This is a genomic window from Streptomyces sp. LARHCF249, assembly GCF_052871255.1.
In genome coordinates, this window is the sequence record NZ_JBIXJQ010000023.1 from 18,286 (window position 1) to 33,286 (window position 15,001).

The following is a 15,001-nucleotide window of genomic DNA, read 5'->3' on the forward strand; positions in this document are numbered from 1 at the left end:
CCCCGTTCATTCGACGGCGCTATGCCGCCTCGTCCGCCGCCTCGGCCTCGGCCTTCGCGTCGCGCAGCCTGACGGCCGCCTCGTACACGCGCTCCGCGCGGTCCGCGGCGAAGTCCAGGCGCACCAGCACCCCGGGCGTGGCGATCGCGGTCAGCAGCGTACGCATCAGGTCGGTCACCCGGTCCACCATGTCCGCGTGCCCGGTCATGATCTTCGAGAGCACCTGGACGCCGGTGAAGCTGCCGGTGAACAGTTTGGCGGTGGCCTCGATGTCGACGTGCGGCAGGAGTTCCCCGCGCTCCTTGGCATGGGTGAGCAGCGCCGTGTTGTGGTCGTTCCAGCCCTGCATGGGGATGCGGCGGTCCAGGCCGTCGATCGGGGTGCCCTGGTCCACGGTGAGCCGCACGCTCCCCCGTACCAGCGGGTCGCCCTTGTGCAGCAGGTAGGCGAGGACCAGGGCCTCGTCCAGGTTCTGCTGCAGGAGCAGTTCCGTCTCCGGTACCGGCGGCAGGGCTCCCACCTGCCCGGCCAGTACTGCCTGGGCGAGCTCTTCCTTCGAGGTGAAGTGGAAGTAGAGCGCCCCCTTGGTCACCCCGGATTTCTTGAGCACCTCGGAGATCGTCGCGGACTCGTACCCGACCTCGTCGAACAGCTCCGCCGCCGCGACCAGGATCTTCTGCCGTGTACGAATGGCTCGCTCTTGCCGCGCCATACACCCTCCGCTGCCACTCGGGCCAAGAACAAACCGCGAGGTTCGCACTCTTGACCCGTGCTCACATGGCGTGATCATCGTGCCACGGTACGATATCACCCCTGGTCAGCCTATATACCGACCAAGTTACCCCCTCGACTATAGCGTCCGCCCTCCCAAAACAAAACCAGGCCACCGGTTTTTGCTCAGGCCTTGAAAATAAAACCGGTTAGTTCGTATCTTTGTCCCTGCGCAACCTGTACTTCGGTTCCTAACGGGGGATGGTCCGATGTCCGCACTGACGCATGAGTACGCGGAGACCCATCGACGCAGCTGGGGTGGCGGGGCTGACCGCCGCACCACGCAGATCGGCGTTCTGCCTGGTCAGCGGGGCTCGCTCAAAAAGCCCCGACCCAGATCTGCTGCACAGCAGCTGACCCACCTGCTCTTCGACCGCGACGACCGCGAGCGGGTCCACGGGGGCTGGCGGGGACTCCTCGCCGGCTTCTCCTACCTTCCGGACCTGACTCCGGGTGAGCGGACGGCGGTTTCCTACGACCGTCTGCGTCTGGTCAACAGCACGGTCGACGATCCGGTGGCGCTGGCGCACGACGCCCGCCTGCTGGCCGGGCTCCACGAGTGGGCCGGGTTCGTGGACGGGGGCCTGTGCACTCTGGCGAGCATCCACTACAACCTCTTCATGGGGAGCCTGCTCGACCACGAGGTCTACGGACGGGATCTGTCCGCCTTCACCTCCATGCAGCGCATCGGGACCTTCCTGTGCACCGAGCTGGCACACGGCAACGACGTCGCCGCACTGCAGACCGTCGCCGTCTTCGACCCGGCGACCGGCGGCTTCATCCTGAACACGCCCAATCCGGGGGCGCGCAAGTTCATGCCCAACACCAGCCTCATCGGCGGTCCGAAGAGCGCCGTGGTGGCGGCTCGGCTCCTGGTCGACGGCGAGGACCAGGGCATCTTCCTGTTCCTGACCCCGCTGAGCGACCATGACGGGCACCTGCCCGGGGTTACCGTCCGCCAGCTGCCGCAGCGCACGGGAACGCCGGTCGACCACTGCCTCACCTCCTTCGACCACGTATGGCTGCCGCGTGAGGCCATGCTGGAGGCCGACCACGGCCGGCTCGACGAGGACGGCACGCTGACCAGCGTGCTGGGAAACCGGCGCAAGCGCTTCCTGCGCTCCGTCAACCGCGTCACCATGGGCAAGCTCTGCATGAGCGCCGGCACCTTGGGCATGGCACGGGCCGCGCTGACCATCGCGGTGCGCTATGCGCACCACCGGCACGTCGGCGGCCCGAAGAGCGGCCAACGCATCCCCGTGGTCCGCCACCGCAGCCACCACGGCCGGCTGCTGCACTCCCTCGCGAACGCCTACGCCATGACCTTCCTGCACCGGACGGTCATGGACCGCTTCGTCGCGCACGAAGAAGCGGAACGCGAAGAGGTCGAGCGCCTGGTCGCCGTCGCCAAGGGCTGGATAACCTGGCAGGCGCGGGAGATCACGACCGAGTCCCGCGAACGGTGCGGCGCTCAGGGCCTGTTCCCGGCGAACAGGATCTCGGACCTGCCCGGGAACGTCGAGGGCGGGATCACCGCGGAGGGCGACAACCTGGTGATCTGGGTGAAGGCCGCCGCCGAGATGGTCTTCGGGCACCAGGTGGACCCCATCAGCTCGGACAGCCGGCCGGCCGCCGAACGCGACCTGTCGGACCTGCGCTTCCTGCGCGACCTGCTCGCCTCCGTCGAACGGACCTGGCAGGCACGCGCCCGCACCGCCCTGCGTCAGGGCCCCTCCGGGGACCCGGTCGGCCGCTGGAACGAGTCCTCCGGCGCCGCGCTGGAGATGGTCTCCGCCCATGCCGGCAGGCTGGCGGCCGACGCCTTCCTGGAGGCGGCGGGGCAGGCGACCGACCCCGCGACCCGCAAGCTGCTCACGAACCTGTGCTGGCTGTTCCTGCTCCAGCAGCTGCGCCAGCACACCGGTGACCTGCTCGCGGAGGAGCGGCTGACGGTGGAGCACGTACTCGGGCTGCACCAGACGATCGACACCGTCCTCGCGGAGCTCGCCCCGCACATGATGACGCTCGTGGACGCCTTCGACCTGCCGGACGAGTTCCTCGCCGAGGTCCCCATCGCCAACGTGGACTACCTCGACCACTACCGGTAGAGCGCCACCTCCTGACCCGGCCGCCGCGAGTCGCGCCGCCGACTCGCCGCTCGCGGCGCACGGGTGTCAGTGGGGGGACGGGACGGTGCTGTCAACTTGGCGAGCCCCCGGCCCCGCGGAGTGTGTCCGTCCAGCCGGCTTACGGCAGCAGTCCCCGCATGGCCGACGACATCGGGCCGCCCTCCGAGCGCTCCGTCTTGCGCCCCTTGCTGCCCGGGGCCAGGGTCCGCGCGTCCACGGCCTCCGCCGGCGCGCCCGTCGCGTACAGGCCGTCAGGGTCGGTGTCCCGGTCGTGCGGGAGCAGCCAGAACACCCGGCGCCGGAACGTGCCGGAGGAGCGGGACGGCTTGGCTCCCGGGCCCAGCAGCGCGTACCCGACCATCCGCCCGTCGCGGTGGTAGGCGGGCCTGCCGCGCCGGGTCGGCAGCCGGTCCAGGCTCTGCCGGACGTAGTCGAGCCTGCTGATGTCCTCGAGCCAGACGAGGTCCACTTCGTGGACGATCTCGTCCTCTGCGATGAGGGCGCTCATGCTGTCTCCTCGTCCGCGAGCAGGCCGATGCCCGGGTAGTACTTGCGCTGGTTGGACAGGATCATTTCCTTGGGCGAGGCCAGTCCCACCACCTCGCGGACGCGTGCCGCGAAGGCCCGGGACGAGATCGCCGGGGCGCCCTCATTGTGACACCAGGCCCTGTAGGCCGCGTAGAGCGTGGCCTGCTCGGCCCGCAGCTCGGGATCGAGCCGGCAGGCCTCCCCGATGAAGCGCCCGGTGTGGTCCTCGGTCTCGGCGTACGCCGTGGTCGCGATGCGCACCCGCTCGGGGCCCGTGAGGTCCTTGTCGCCTCCCAGGTAGCGGCGGGCGCCCTCGATGAGCCAGTTGAGGATGCCGGGGCCCTCCTGGGTGACGAGGACGTCCGCCAGGTTGTCGATCTTGCGGTCGTCGGAGACGACCCGCTCGAACGGGATCAGCCGCATGCGCCGCCAGAACGCGAAGCCGCCCGTGCCCACTTCGGGGCGGTGGTTGCCCAGCAGCCACAGCTTGTGGGTCGGCTCGAAGCTGAAGAAGTCCTGCCGCATCCGGCGGGCCTTGATCCGGTCGCCGCCGGTGAGCAGCTTGACCCGGGCCTCGTCGAAGCGGTCGCCCGGCTTGACCTCGCTGCACACGATCACCCGCCGGCCGTGCAGTTCGGCGAGGTCGGTCGGATGTCCCTCGTACGGGCGGGCCATCAGGAACCCGGGCGGGGCCGCGTCCGCGTAGTCGCCGAGCAGCTTCATCAGAACGTCCAGCAGGACGGACTTGCCGTTCTTTCCGGACCCGAACAGGAACGGCATCACCTGGGCGCCGACGTCCCCGGTGACGGAGTAGCCGAGCAGCAGCTGCAGGAAGTCGATCATCTGCGCGCCCTCCGGTCCCTGGCCGAAGGTGTCGGTCAGGAAGCGGTTCCAGCGCGGCGTGGGCATCGGCTGCGGCGCCGCCGATGTGGAGCGGGAGTGGAAGTCGTGCGCGGGGTCGGAGGGGCGGATGTGGCCGGTCCGCAGGTCCACGACACCGGCGGGCGTGCACAGCGCGTACGGGTCGGCGTCCAGCCGCGCCGCGTTGAGCACCATGCCCGGGGCGGACTTCGCCTGCGCGAGCATGGCGTTCATCCCGCTGGTGCTGAGCGCGCGACGGCGGTGCTGCTGGAGCGCGGCCGGGGTGTACACGCCGCGGGGGTCGGTGGTGGCGATGGACTCCGCCAGGTCGCCCGCGGCCCACACCGCGGTGTCGTCCTCGTCGATCTGCCAGCGGGTGGCGTCCCAGCGGAACCAGCCGATCCCGGGGACGTGCCGGTAGTCGTTGGAGTAGAGCTTGACGAACAGTTTGGCGTTGCCCCGGTCGGTGAGCGTGTCGGGCAGCAGTCCGTCCGCCGTCGCCTCGCCGTCGGAAGCGGGAGCACCGCGCTCCCCGCCGGACATCGCAGCCGGCGTGCCCGTACCCGACTGACCGCCCTCAGCCGGCGCCCGGGGCGCCGGGACGGGCTGCGCGAGGATCTGCGCCGCGACCGCCTGGACGTCGAACTCGGAGAGCACGCTCTCCTGGTCCGGGCTCATACCCGGCCTCCGGGGGACAGCGGGCGCGCCAGACCCGCACGCAGCCCCCCGCGGATGATGGCCCCGCAGCGGCTCCCCTGACCGGGCCGGGCCCCCTCGGCCGCTTCCCGCAGGGCCCGCGTGGCAGCGGCCTCCGTGAGGTGCCCGGAGGCGACCAGCCCGCCGGCCGTGTAGGCGGCCCGGTTCAACTTCTCGGAGAACGCCGCCCCTTCGGGTACGGTCGCGCACGCGGCGACCTCGGCGAGCACTCCCGCCAGGACCCGCTGCGCCACGCCCTCGCCCCCGCCGGCCGCGAGGACCGCCTGCCGGGCACGGGGCGGCACGGGCCGCGGCCCGGCGAACGCGGGCGCAGCCGCGGCCGCGGTCTCGGGAGCCAGGTGCCCGGTGCGCTCCAGCTCCCGCGCGAGCCAGTCCGGCAGCGGCGCGGGCTCGCGTACGGATCCCACGGCGCGGTAGGCGCCCGCGCGGGTCACGGTCCCGGGGGCCACGATGTAGCCGCCGTGGGCGCGTACGTCCACCTGCCAGGCGAGGGCCCGGCCGGCGCCCGAACCGGTGGAGCACTGCCAGCGCCGGCCGCCGCCCTGGTACCAGACGTGCAGCCCGCCCGACGGCGTGCGCACGCGCAGCGTCGAGGCGTCCTGCGCCGGGCTGGTGGCCCCGCGCAGAGCGGCCAGCACGCCAAGGGTGTGAAAGCCGTTGGCCAGCCCCGTCAGGTCGATCCCGGCGGAGATCCCGATGCCGGGCAGCAGCCGGTCGCGACCGGGCAGTTCCCGCCCGTGCGCGTCGACGTCGACGACCACCAGGTCCGCGGGACCGGTGGCCACGCCGACACCCAGATCCGGCCGCGGGCCCCACCACTGCCCGATCCGGTCCGCGTCGAGGGTGGCCGCGTGGAAACCGTGGCACCAGCGGCCCGCCCGGAGGCAGTCGCACGCCGTGCGGTCGTGTCCCGGTGCGCGGCACGCGTCGCAGTTGCCCACGGGCGTCTTGCGGCCCGCGGCGAGGGGGTGAACCGGCCACCCCTGCCGGGCACACCACATGGCAGTCGTCACAGGGAGCGCGGCGACGGGCGCAGTTCTCGTGCACTGCGCCGGGTCGCTGCGCGAATCCCGCAGCTCAGCTGCCATTCACATCCCCCATCAGCGACTGAAGCGACTCAACGCCCAAAATCAGATTAGCGAAACCCCCGGGAGGCGAGGGGCATATGAGCCAGAACAGATGTACGCCTCCCCCGGGCGGGGCAGCGACCGGCCGACCCACCTCCCAGCGACCGGTTCTCCTTCGGTCGCTCGTCGGGCTGCTCACAGAACACCAGGTCACAGGCGTACGCAAGCACGAACAGCGACTGAAGCGACTCAAGGTCCGTATATATGACGCACACACACGCACACGCGCACGCGCACGAATGTCTTCATATACCCGAACCTTGGGTCGCTTCAGTCGCTGAATGCCCCGTCAAACCCCTCTGACCTGGGGTTTCTTCCTACTGCTCGGAGCGACTCGGAGGGTCTTGAGTAGCTCGCGTCCGGTAGCTGCCCGCCCGTACCCGCCTTCCGGGCGCCCCCTACCCCTCCTGGGCCGGGCCTCGAGCGAAGAGCGAGCCGCAGCAGCCGGCCCGCCCTCCCCCTCCCGTTCGAGGCCCGTTTTCAGCCTGCCTGCGGGCCCGACTCCCCCGTCAGCAGCAGCTTCTTCTGCGGCTTGCCCATGGCGTTGCGCGGCAGCGCCGCGACGAACCGCACCTCCCGCGGGCGCTTGTGCACGGACAGGTGCGCGGCCACGAACTCGGTGAGCTCCTCGCCGGTCACCCCCTCGGCGACGACGAAGGCGACGATGCGCTGGCCGAGGTCCGGGTCCGGGACGCCGACCACGGCCGCCTCGGTCACCTTGGGGTGGTCCAGCAGGGCGTTCTCGATCTCGCCGGCGCCGATCCGGTACCCGCCCGACTTGATCAGGTCGATGGAGGCCCGGCCCACGATCCGGTGCACGCCGTCCGCCTCGTCGACGGCCGCGATGTCGCCCGTACGGAACCAGCCGTCCTCGGTGTACGCGGCGGCGGTAGCCTCCGGGCGCCCCAGGTATCCGGCGAACAACGTCGGCCCCGTGAGCTGGAGTTCCCCGATCTCGGCGCCCGGCTCGGCCGCGATCCGGGTCCGGATGCCGGGCAGCGGGGTGCCGACCGTACCGGGGCGGACCTCCCCGCCCGCCCGGCCGCTGATGGTGATCAGCGTCTCGGTCATCCCGTAGCGCTCCACGGGCCGCAGCCCGGTCAGCCGCTCCAGGTCCCGGAAGACGGGCGCGGGCAGGGCCGCGCTGCCCGACACCAGCAGCCGCGCCCCGGACAGCGCTGCGGCGGCCTGCGGCGCTGCCGCGATACGGGACCACACGGTCGGCACCCCGAAGTACAGGCTGCCGCTCGCCTCCGCGTAGGCCTCGGGCGTGGGCCGCCCGGTGTGGACGAGGCGGCTGCCGGTCCGCAGGGCGCCGAGCACGCCGAGCACCAGCCCGTGCACGTGGAACAGCGGCAGCCCGTGCACCAGGGTGTCCTCGGCGCTCCACTGCCAGGCTCCGGCCAGTGCGTCCAGGTCGGCGGCGAGGGCCGCCCCGCTGAGCACCACGCCCTTGGGCGCGCCGGTGGTTCCGGAGGTGTAGAGGATCAGCGCGGGGTCCTCGGGCGCCGGCTCCTTCCCCGACCAGCCGGAGGAGCGCCGGGCGAAGTCCACGTCGACGAGGACCGCCCCGGAGTCGCGCAGGATGTGCTCGCGCTCGGCGGGCCCGGCGTCGGGCGGCAGCGGGACGAGCGGCACCCCGGCCAGCAGCGCGCCGACCGCGGCCGCGACGGTCTCCAGCGAGGCCGTCGCGGTCACCGCGAAGGCCGGGGCTCCGGCCACGTCGGCCGCGACCGCCCGGGCGGCGCCGAGCAGTTCCTCGTAGGAGGCGGAGCGGCCGGCGACGGTCACGGCGTCCGGCCGGTCCCCGTACACCCCGTCGAGCGCGGTCAGCATGGTTGGCATGGTCGGCAACTCCCCTTCGCACGTGGCCTGCACGGCCTGCACGCCGGGCCCAGCCTACGGCCGGTGATGCCCCTATGATCGGCGGGACTCGACCGTTCGACGACTGCTCGACAAGTGCTTCGACGAGCATCTTCGACGAGCTTTTACGACGACTGCGGGGAGACCGGAGTGGAAACGGCACGGTTCGCATCCTTGATCGCCGCGACGATCACGACGGGCCTCGTGAGCGGCCTGTTCTACGGGTTCTCGGTGGCCGTGATGCCGGGCCTGCGGCGCACCGGCGACCGGGCGGTCATCGAGGTGATGCAGCGCATCAACGAGGCCATCCTGAACGGCTGGTTCCTCCTCGGCTACGTCGGCTCCCTGCTCTTCACCGGGCTGGCGCTCGGGCTGTCCCTCCCGGCCGGCGGCCGGGACGTGCTGCCCCCGGTGATCGGCGCCTTCGTCTGCTGCGTCCTGGCGATGGGCATCACGGCCAGGGTGAACATCCCGCTCAACAACGCCCTGGAGCAGGCCGGCCCGGTCGACCGGATCGCCGACCCGGCGGCCGTCCGCAGGGCCTTCGAGCAGCCGTGGGTACGGGCCAACGTGTGGCGGACGGTGCTGTCCACGGCGGCGCTGGGCCTGCTCGCCTGGGCGCTGGTCCTGCACGGGCAGAACGCCTAGACGGCCTGGCGCCACCGCACCAGGGCCGCCCGGTAGGGGTGGCGCGGCCGTTCAGCACCAGGGCGCGGGCGAGCGCGTCGCCCGCCGCCGGGCCCCGTGCGGGATCTCCGACCGGTGTGCACGCGCTGCGTCCTTGTCTCGGTCGCCGGAACGGCGTACGCGCGGGAGACGTTCTACGCTGAGGCCGTGATCAGTACCCGAACCCCCCGCCTCGAGCCCGTGACCGCCGAGAATATCGACGCGGTCTGCGCGATACAGGTGCGCCCCGATCAGGCGCACCTCGTCTCCCCGGTGGTGAAGTCACTGGCCGAGGCGTACGTCCACGGAGACGTGGCCTGGCCGCGGGCCGTCGTCGACGGCGACGAGGTCGTCGGCTTCGTCATGGCCTTCCTCGACATCCAGTGGGACCCGGCCCGCGACCCCGCCGACCGGCGCTCCGGCATCTGGCGCCTGAACGTCTCCGCCGCCCACCAGGGCAAGGGGTACGGCAGTTTCGCGGTCGGCGCGGTCGTCGAGGAGCTCCGCCGCCGGGGCGCCGGCCGCGCGTACGTCACCTGGGACACGGGCGACGGCACCCCCGAGCCCTTCTACCTGGGCCTGGGCTTCCGCCTCACCGGCGAGCTCAGCGGCGACCAGCGCGTCGGCGAACTGCTGCTGCACTAGGCCGTGTCCGGCAGGACCACGGTGCGCGGCGGCCCGCACACCTCCGCCGCCACCGCCGCGGCGGCCGCGGCCGCCGCCCCCGACCGGAACTCCTGCGGGCTGACGCCCCGTACCCGCTTGAAGGCCGCCGACAGCGCGAACGCGCTGCCGTACCCGACCCGGCGGGCCACCGTCGCGACGGTGGCGTCCGGTTCGCGCAACAGGTCCGCCGCCAGCGCGAGGCGCCAGCCCGTCAGATACGCCACCGGCGGCTCGCCCACCACGTCCGTGAACCGCCGGGCCAGCGAGGCCCGGGAGACACCGGTCTTGAGGGCGAGCCCCTCCACCGTCCAGCCGTACGCCGGGTTCTCGTGCAGCAGCCGCAGCGCCGGGCCGACCACCGGATCGCTCTGCGCCCGGTACCAGGCCGGGGCTCCCGAGCCCGGGGCGGCGAGCCAGGCCCGCAGCACACCGATCAGCAGCAGGTCGAGCAGCCGGTCCAGGACGATCTCCTGGCCCGGCTCGTCCCGGGAGATCTCCGAGGCGAGCAGGGCGATCAGGGTGGCGTCCGCGGCCCCCGCCGGGCGGACCACGATCGTGGGCAGCGCGCCCAGCAGCCGGCGGCCGATCTCGCTCGGCGCCTGATAGGTGCCGCTCAGCATCACCGCCGACCCCTCGTCCTGATGCCCCTCGCCCCAGGTCCGGACCCCCAGCAGCATGGAGTCGCTGACGTCCTCGCCCGCCTCCGTGCTGCACCGCTGGTCCGGGCCCACCCTGATCTGCACCGGGGAGTCCGGGGAGTCGGCGACCGTGTACGGCGCGGGTCCCCGCACGACGGCCACGTCTCCGGGGCTGATCCGCACTCCCTCCCCTTCGTCGGGCAGCAGCCACGCCGAGCCGCGCACCATCGTCACCACCGACAGCGGGGCGCGGTCCTCGATGCGCATGGCCCACGGCGGGTTGAGGAGGGACTTCTGGAGGAAGGCGCCCCGGGCGCCCGGGCCTGCGAGGAGACCGGTCAGCGTGTCCATATCAGGACCGTACGTCCCAGACTCCGGTGGCGGCCGCCTCCCGGGCGAAGTCGGCGAAGTCCTTGGGCGCGCGCCCCAGAACCTCCTGCACCCCGTGCACCAGGTGGGCGTTGCGCCCGTCCGAGATCAGCGTGAAGAGGTCGGCGAACTCCTGCGGCAGCCCGTTCTCGCGCAGCACCGCGCGGTAGTCCCCGTCGGAGACCGGGATGTAGGAGATCTCGCGGCCGGTCACCTTCGACAGCTCGGCGGCGACGTCGACGAAGCTGAGCAGGCGCGGGCCCGACAGCTCGTACGTCCTGCCGATGTGCCGGTCGTCGGTCAGGGCGGCCACGACCACGTCGGCGATGTCGTCGGCGTCGACGAAGGCCTCGACGGCCTGTGCGGTCGGCAGCGCGAGCTCGCCGGCCAGTACGGGCTCCAGGAAGAAGCTCTCGTCGAAGTTCTGGTTGAACCAGCTCGCCCGCACGACGGTCCAGTCGGCGCCGGAGGCCTTCAGCCGGTCCTCGGCCCGCTGCGCGGCCTCCTCGCCGCGCCCGGAGAGCAGCACCAGACGGCGCGCCCCGGCGGCCACGGCCACCTCGGCGAACGCGCCGACCTGCTCGGCTGCGCCGGGGAATCCGAGGTCGGGGTAGTAGGTCACGTACACCCGGTCCATGCCCTCCAGCGCGGCCGGCCAGCCCGCGGGCTCGTTCCAGTCGAAGGCCGGGGCCCCGCCGCGGGATCCGATCCGGACCGGGAGGCTCTGGGCGGTGAGCTTCTCGGCGACGCGCCGCCCGGTCTTGCCGGTGCCCCCGATGACGAGGGTGGTGTGCTGCGCGGGGCCCTGCGTGGGGTTGTTCGTCGTCTGCGTCATGAGGACAAGTCAAGTCCAGGTGCCCGAGACGGAACATAGCCGAAAAGCTCAACTCCATACGCGAGCGTCCAACGGGCGCCTGCCGCCGCTCTCGGCCCTGCTCCCGGCCCGTTTCTCTCCGCTCAGGCGGAGGCCGCGGCGGGGGCGTAGGCGTGCACCTGGGCGCCGCTGCCGAAGGTGGTGGTGCCGATCGGCCGCAGCGTCGTGACCGGGGAGTCCTCGCCGAAGAGCTTGCGGCCCTTGCCCTGCACGACCGGCAGGGTCCACAGGCGCAGCTCGTCGAGGAGGCCGTGCGCGAGCAGGGCGTTGACGAGCTGTCCGCTGCCGTAGACCAGCAGGTCGCCGCCGTCCTGGCGCTTGAGCTCCGCGACCTCGGCGGCGAGGTCGCCGGAAAGGAAGGTGGCGTTCCACTCGGGGGTGTCCAGGGTGCGGGTGGCGACGTACTTCGGCATCGCGTTCATCCGCTCGGTACCGGCGTCGGCGCCCTCGGCGCGGGCGGTCCAGGCCGGCGCCATGCCCTCGTAGGTCACCCGGCCCAGGAGCAGCGCGTCGGCGGCGGCGAGCTGCTTGCCGGCGAACTCCGCCGCCTCCTCGTTCCAGAACGGCATCGACCAGCTCGGGTCCTCGAAGACGCCGTCGACCGAGATGAAGACGGAGGCGATGACCTTGCGCATGAGGGTTCCCCTTTGATGTGTACGGCGTCCACATTGGACGTTCCGCAGCCTAGCCGAGGATGTGGACACCGTCCACATCTTTCGTTCCCGCAACCACAGGGGCAGACCGGGGCCACGCCCGAAACTCATCGCACACATCACGGAAAATCGAATGTTCTTCGGGCTGCGCAGACCGAACGCCCCGTCACCCCCGCCCGGGCACGCACCCCTTGCGCGACACCGGCGCCCCCGCCCCACGGCTCGCGGCCGTCGACCAGAGCGGCCACGGCGCCGCATCCCGCTCCCTCAAGCATGGTTGAGGTTGGAGAATATGATCATATGGTGACATGACCACGAAGACTCTCTACCTGCTCTGCTCCGCGGCCCCGCCCGTCTTCGACGTAGCCCATGTGATCGAGGACGCCCAGGCCCGCGGCTGGGACGTCTGCCTGGGGCTCACCCCCACCGCGGCGCACTGGGTGGCCGGGAGCCTCGACGGGCTGGCCGCCCTGACCGGCCATCCGGTGCGCTGGCAGTACAAGCTGCCCGGGGAGGACGACGTATGGCCGCCGGCCGACGCCCTGCTCTTCGCCCCGGCCACCTTCAACTCGGTGAACGCCTGGGCCCTCGGCCTCACCGACCGCTTCGCCGTCGGCGTCGCCGCCGAGGCCATCGGCAAGGGCACCCCCGTCGTCGCCATGCCCTGCACGAACGCCGCCCTCGCCGCACACCCGCAGTTCGACCAGTCCCTGGCCGTCCTGCGCACCGCCGGTGTCGAACTCCTCTACGGCGAGCCCGGCTTCACCCCGGGCCCGGCCGGCCCGGACACCCCGCCCCACTTCCCGTGGCAGGTCGCCCTGGACACCGTGACCCGCGCCGGCGCCGCCGCCCAGTCCTGACCCGGGTTCGCCTCCACTCCGCCGGATCCGCGTCCTCGACGTGGAGCGGCGCAGTTGCTCGTCGGTCAGGCCCGGAAGAAGGCGCGCACGTCCCCCACCAACAACTCCGGCACCTCCATGGCGGGGAAGTGACCGCCGCGGTCGTACGAGGTCCAGCGCACGATGTTGTCGGTCCGCGCGGCGACGTGCCGCAGCGGTACGAAGTTGTCCCGGGGGAAGTCGGCCAGGGCGGTCGGCGTCCGCGACACCTCGGGCGGCTGCCCGAAGTAGTCGGCGTGCGCCCGCTCGTAGTAGATCCGGGCGGCGGAGCCGACGGTCCCGGTCAGCCAGTACAGCATCACGTTGGTCAGCATCTGGTCCCGGTCGATCGGGCACCCGGGGTCGCTCCACTCGGCGAACTTCTCGCCGATCCACGCGAGCAGCCCCACCGGCGAATCGTTCAGCCCGTACGCGAGGGTCTGCGGCCGGGTCGCCTGGATGTCGGCGTACCCCTGCCGCTCGCGCGCCCAGACCCGGTACCGCTCCCAGGACGCGAGGGTCCGCTCCCGCTCGGCCGGGCTCAGCGCGGCCAGCTCCTCCGCGCCCGGCTCCTGGGTCGCCCCGCCCCCCGGCAGCAGGTTCAGATGCACCCCGACCACGTTCCGCGGCCGGATCCGCCCCAGCTCCCGCGAGATCGCGGCTCCCCAGTCGCCGCCCTGGACCCCGTACTCCTCGTACCCGAGCCGCTCCATCAGCACCCCGAAGGCCCGCGCGACCCTCTTGAACTCCCAGCCGGTCTCGGTCGTCGGCCCCGAGAGCCCGAAGCCGGGAATGCTCGGCAGCACCAGGTGGAAGGCGTCGGCGGGATCCCCGCCGTGCGCCCGCGGATCGGTCAGCGGTCCCGCGACCCGCTGGAACTCCACGAAGGACCCCGGCCAGCCGTGCGTCATCAGCAAGGGCCTGGCATCCGGCTCGGGCGACCGCAGATGCGCGAAGTGCACCCGGGCCCCGTCGATGACGGTGGTGAACTGCGGCCACTCGTTGAGCCGCGCCTCGGCCGCCCGCCAGTCGTACCCGTCCCGCCAGTACGCGACGAGCTCGCGCATCTCCCCGAGCGGAATCCCGTACGCCCACCCCACCCCGGGCAACTCATCGGGCCACCGCACCCGCCCCAACCGCTCGCCGAGATCGTCCAGCTCCCCCTGCGCCACATCGAGCCGAAACCTCCGCAGCCCTTCCCCAAGATCACTCATGGCCCGATGCTAGGCGCCGCCCCCGCATCCGTTAACGCCGTTAATGACCCCGACCGTTAACGCCGTTAACGCTCCGGCCCGACCCCGACCCCGACCGTTAACGCCGTTAACGCCGCCCGGCCACCCGGACCGGACCATTAACGCCGTTAACGCCACCGTCCCCACCTCCGTCCGACCGTTAACGCCGTTAACACCCCGTCGCTCACAATAGATCGTGCGCCCACCCTGCCAGCCGGACCGTTAACGCCGTTAACGCCGTTAACGGCGTTAACGCTCGGCCCCGCCCACCCGCCGCGCCACCAGCAACCCCAGCCCGTCCAGGATCCGCTCCAGTCCGAACTCCAGCGCCTGGTCCTGCCCCCCGTGCTCCCCCACCGAGGCCAACGCGGCCCCCAACGCCGGGAACTGCTCCCCGTGCGTCCGCATCAGCTCCCCCATCACCGCCACGAGCTGCGCATCAGGTCCGGCCCCCGCCGCCCCGGCCCCGGCCCCCGCCGCCCGCTCCTGCTCCGCAATCCCCCGTACATGCCCCGCCAGCAACACCACCGCATCCATCGCCTCGGCCCCGGTCAGCCCGCACCCGTCCAACGCGGCGAGGGCCCGCTCCATCCACCCCACCTCCCGCGGCCCCATCACCCGCGCCCCGACCGTCGCCTCCAGCAGCCACGGATGCCCGCGGAACCCGGCGAGCAACTCCCGCGCCCACGCCCGGAGCCGCCCCCGCCACCCCTCGGCCTCCGCCACCCGGGCCCAGGCAGCGTCGACCACCCCCGGATCCGGGATGGCGGCCTCCACCATCAGCGACACCAGCTCGGCCTTCCCCGGCACGTACCGGTACAACGCCATCTTCGTGACCGCCAGTTCTCCGGCCACCCGCTGCATCGATACGCCGCCCAGCCCCTCCGCGTCGGCGACGGCGACCCCCGCCCCGGCGATGCCCTCCAGCGTGAGCCCCCGCTTCGGCCCCCGCGCGGGCGTGGCCGGCGGTCCCCACAACAACCGCACGGCCGCGCCCCACTGCTCGTCCGTCATCGGATCCCCTTGCGC

Annotated in this window: 14 protein-coding genes; 4 read left to right on the forward strand and 10 right to left on the reverse strand. The window is 72.3% G+C overall.

Features of this window, described 5'->3' with window-relative positions:
* Positions 1-19 precede the first annotated feature (19 nt).
* Complete coding sequence (locus ACIPUC_RS36475) at positions 20-712, reverse strand: ScbR family autoregulator-binding transcription factor (protein ID WP_446594691.1); 693 nt, start codon at positions 710-712, stop codon at positions 20-22.
* Positions 713-980: 268 nt separating this feature from the next.
* Between ACIPUC_RS36475 and ACIPUC_RS36480 the strand changes: the two genes are divergently transcribed.
* The gene (locus ACIPUC_RS36480; protein ID WP_446594692.1) at positions 981-2,879 is read left to right on the forward strand and encodes an acyl-CoA dehydrogenase family protein; all 1,899 of its coding nucleotides are present in this window, start codon (positions 981-983) and stop codon (positions 2,877-2,879) included.
* A gap of 139 nt (positions 2,880-3,018) precedes the next feature.
* Here ACIPUC_RS36480 and ACIPUC_RS36485 read toward each other — a convergent pair whose 3' ends face one another.
* The 4 genes from ACIPUC_RS36485 to ACIPUC_RS36500 form a co-directional block, all read right to left on the reverse strand.
* On the reverse strand, positions 3,019-3,408 hold the full coding sequence (locus ACIPUC_RS36485) for a DUF6009 family protein (protein ID WP_446594693.1): 390 nt from the start codon (positions 3,406-3,408) through the stop codon (positions 3,019-3,021).
* The gene (locus tag ACIPUC_RS36490) at positions 3,405-4,967 is read right to left on the reverse strand and encodes a DNA primase family protein (RefSeq protein ID WP_446594694.1); all 1,563 of its coding nucleotides are present in this window, start codon (positions 4,965-4,967) and stop codon (positions 3,405-3,407) included. Before ACIPUC_RS36490 ends, ACIPUC_RS36485 begins: the two co-directional genes overlap by 4 nt.
* Positions 4,964-6,094, reverse strand: a complete 1,131-nt coding sequence (locus tag ACIPUC_RS36495; RefSeq protein ID WP_446594695.1) for a bifunctional DNA primase/polymerase — start codon at positions 6,092-6,094, stop codon at positions 4,964-4,966. The genes ACIPUC_RS36490 and ACIPUC_RS36495 overlap by 4 nt, the downstream gene beginning before the upstream one ends.
* Positions 6,095-6,613: 519 nt before the next feature.
* Positions 6,614-7,969, reverse strand: coding sequence for an AMP-binding protein (locus ACIPUC_RS36500; RefSeq protein WP_446594728.1), 1,356 nt, complete (start codon positions 7,967-7,969; stop codon positions 6,614-6,616).
* Between the two features lie 201 nt (positions 7,970-8,170).
* Between ACIPUC_RS36500 and ACIPUC_RS36505 the strand changes: the two genes are divergently transcribed.
* Together ACIPUC_RS36505 and ACIPUC_RS36510 are read left to right on the forward strand one after the other, a co-directional pair.
* Positions 8,171-8,644 carry an anthrone oxygenase family protein gene (locus ACIPUC_RS36505; RefSeq protein WP_446594696.1) on the forward strand — a complete coding sequence of 158 codons (474 nt, stop codon included), beginning with the start codon at positions 8,171-8,173 and terminating at the stop codon, positions 8,642-8,644.
* 189 nt (positions 8,645-8,833) lie between these two features.
* Positions 8,834-9,307, forward strand: coding sequence for a GNAT family N-acetyltransferase (locus ACIPUC_RS36510; RefSeq protein ID WP_446594729.1), 474 nt, complete (start codon positions 8,834-8,836; stop codon positions 9,305-9,307).
* On the opposite strand, the gene ACIPUC_RS36515 is transcribed toward ACIPUC_RS36510, so the two are convergent.
* The 3 genes from ACIPUC_RS36515 to ACIPUC_RS36525 form a co-directional block, all read right to left on the reverse strand.
* Positions 9,304-10,317 (reverse strand): AraC family transcriptional regulator, encoded by a 1,014-nt coding sequence (locus tag ACIPUC_RS36515; protein WP_446594697.1) that lies wholly within the window; start codon positions 10,315-10,317, stop codon positions 9,304-9,306. The genes ACIPUC_RS36510 and ACIPUC_RS36515 overlap by 4 nt on opposite strands.
* 1 nt (position 10,318) lies before the next feature.
* On the reverse strand, positions 10,319-11,170 hold the full coding sequence (locus tag ACIPUC_RS36520; protein ID WP_446594698.1) for an NAD(P)H-binding protein: 852 nt from the start codon (positions 11,168-11,170) through the stop codon (positions 10,319-10,321).
* A gap of 122 nt (positions 11,171-11,292) precedes the next feature.
* On the reverse strand, positions 11,293-11,844 hold the full coding sequence (locus ACIPUC_RS36525) for a dihydrofolate reductase family protein (protein WP_446594700.1): 552 nt from the start codon (positions 11,842-11,844) through the stop codon (positions 11,293-11,295).
* 326 nt (positions 11,845-12,170) lie between these two features.
* Between ACIPUC_RS36525 and ACIPUC_RS36530 the strand changes: the two genes are divergently transcribed.
* Positions 12,171-12,722, forward strand: coding sequence for a flavoprotein (locus tag ACIPUC_RS36530; protein WP_446594701.1), 552 nt, complete (start codon positions 12,171-12,173; stop codon positions 12,720-12,722).
* Positions 12,723-12,787: 65 nt separating this feature from the next.
* Here ACIPUC_RS36530 and ACIPUC_RS36535 read toward each other — a convergent pair whose 3' ends face one another.
* Positions 12,788-13,954, reverse strand: coding sequence for an epoxide hydrolase family protein (locus tag ACIPUC_RS36535; RefSeq protein ID WP_446594703.1), 1,167 nt, complete (start codon positions 13,952-13,954; stop codon positions 12,788-12,790).
* A gap of 267 nt (positions 13,955-14,221) precedes the next feature.
* A complete protein-coding gene (locus tag ACIPUC_RS36540) occupies positions 14,222-14,986 on the reverse strand; it encodes a TetR/AcrR family transcriptional regulator (RefSeq protein WP_446594705.1) in 765 nt (254 codons plus the stop codon).
* Between the last annotated feature and the right edge of the window lie 15 nt (positions 14,987-15,001).

What these genes read in the sequence shown, in the direction of transcription:
- ACIPUC_RS36530 (WP_446594701.1), top strand. Translation starts at nt 12,171, where the DNA reads ATGACCACGAAGACTCTCTACCTGCTCTGCTCCGCGGCCCCGCCCGTC.
- ACIPUC_RS36500 (WP_446594728.1), bottom strand. Translation starts at nt 7,969, where the DNA reads ATGCTGACCGCGCTCGACGGGGTGTACGGGGACCGGCCGGACGCCGTG.
- ACIPUC_RS36475 (WP_446594691.1), bottom strand. Translation starts at nt 712, where the DNA reads ATGGCGCGGCAAGAGCGAGCCATTCGTACACGGCAGAAGATCCTGGTC.
- ACIPUC_RS36520 (WP_446594698.1), bottom strand. Translation starts at nt 11,170, where the DNA reads ATGACGCAGACGACGAACAACCCCACGCAGGGCCCCGCGCAGCACACC.
- ACIPUC_RS36540 (WP_446594705.1), bottom strand. Translation starts at nt 14,986, where the DNA reads ATGACGGACGAGCAGTGGGGCGCGGCCGTGCGGTTGTTGTGGGGACCG.
- ACIPUC_RS36480 (WP_446594692.1), top strand. Translation starts at nt 981, where the DNA reads ATGTCCGCACTGACGCATGAGTACGCGGAGACCCATCGACGCAGCTGG.
- ACIPUC_RS36485 (WP_446594693.1), bottom strand. Translation starts at nt 3,408, where the DNA reads ATGAGCGCCCTCATCGCAGAGGACGAGATCGTCCACGAAGTGGACCTC.
- ACIPUC_RS36490 (WP_446594694.1), bottom strand. Translation starts at nt 4,967, where the DNA reads ATGAGCCCGGACCAGGAGAGCGTGCTCTCCGAGTTCGACGTCCAGGCG.
- ACIPUC_RS36495 (WP_446594695.1), bottom strand. Translation starts at nt 6,094, where the DNA reads ATGGCAGCTGAGCTGCGGGATTCGCGCAGCGACCCGGCGCAGTGCACG.
- ACIPUC_RS36535 (WP_446594703.1), bottom strand. Translation starts at nt 13,954, where the DNA reads ATGAGTGATCTTGGGGAAGGGCTGCGGAGGTTTCGGCTCGATGTGGCG.
- ACIPUC_RS36525 (WP_446594700.1), bottom strand. Translation starts at nt 11,844, where the DNA reads ATGCGCAAGGTCATCGCCTCCGTCTTCATCTCGGTCGACGGCGTCTTC.
- ACIPUC_RS36515 (WP_446594697.1), bottom strand. Translation starts at nt 10,317, where the DNA reads ATGGACACGCTGACCGGTCTCCTCGCAGGCCCGGGCGCCCGGGGCGCC.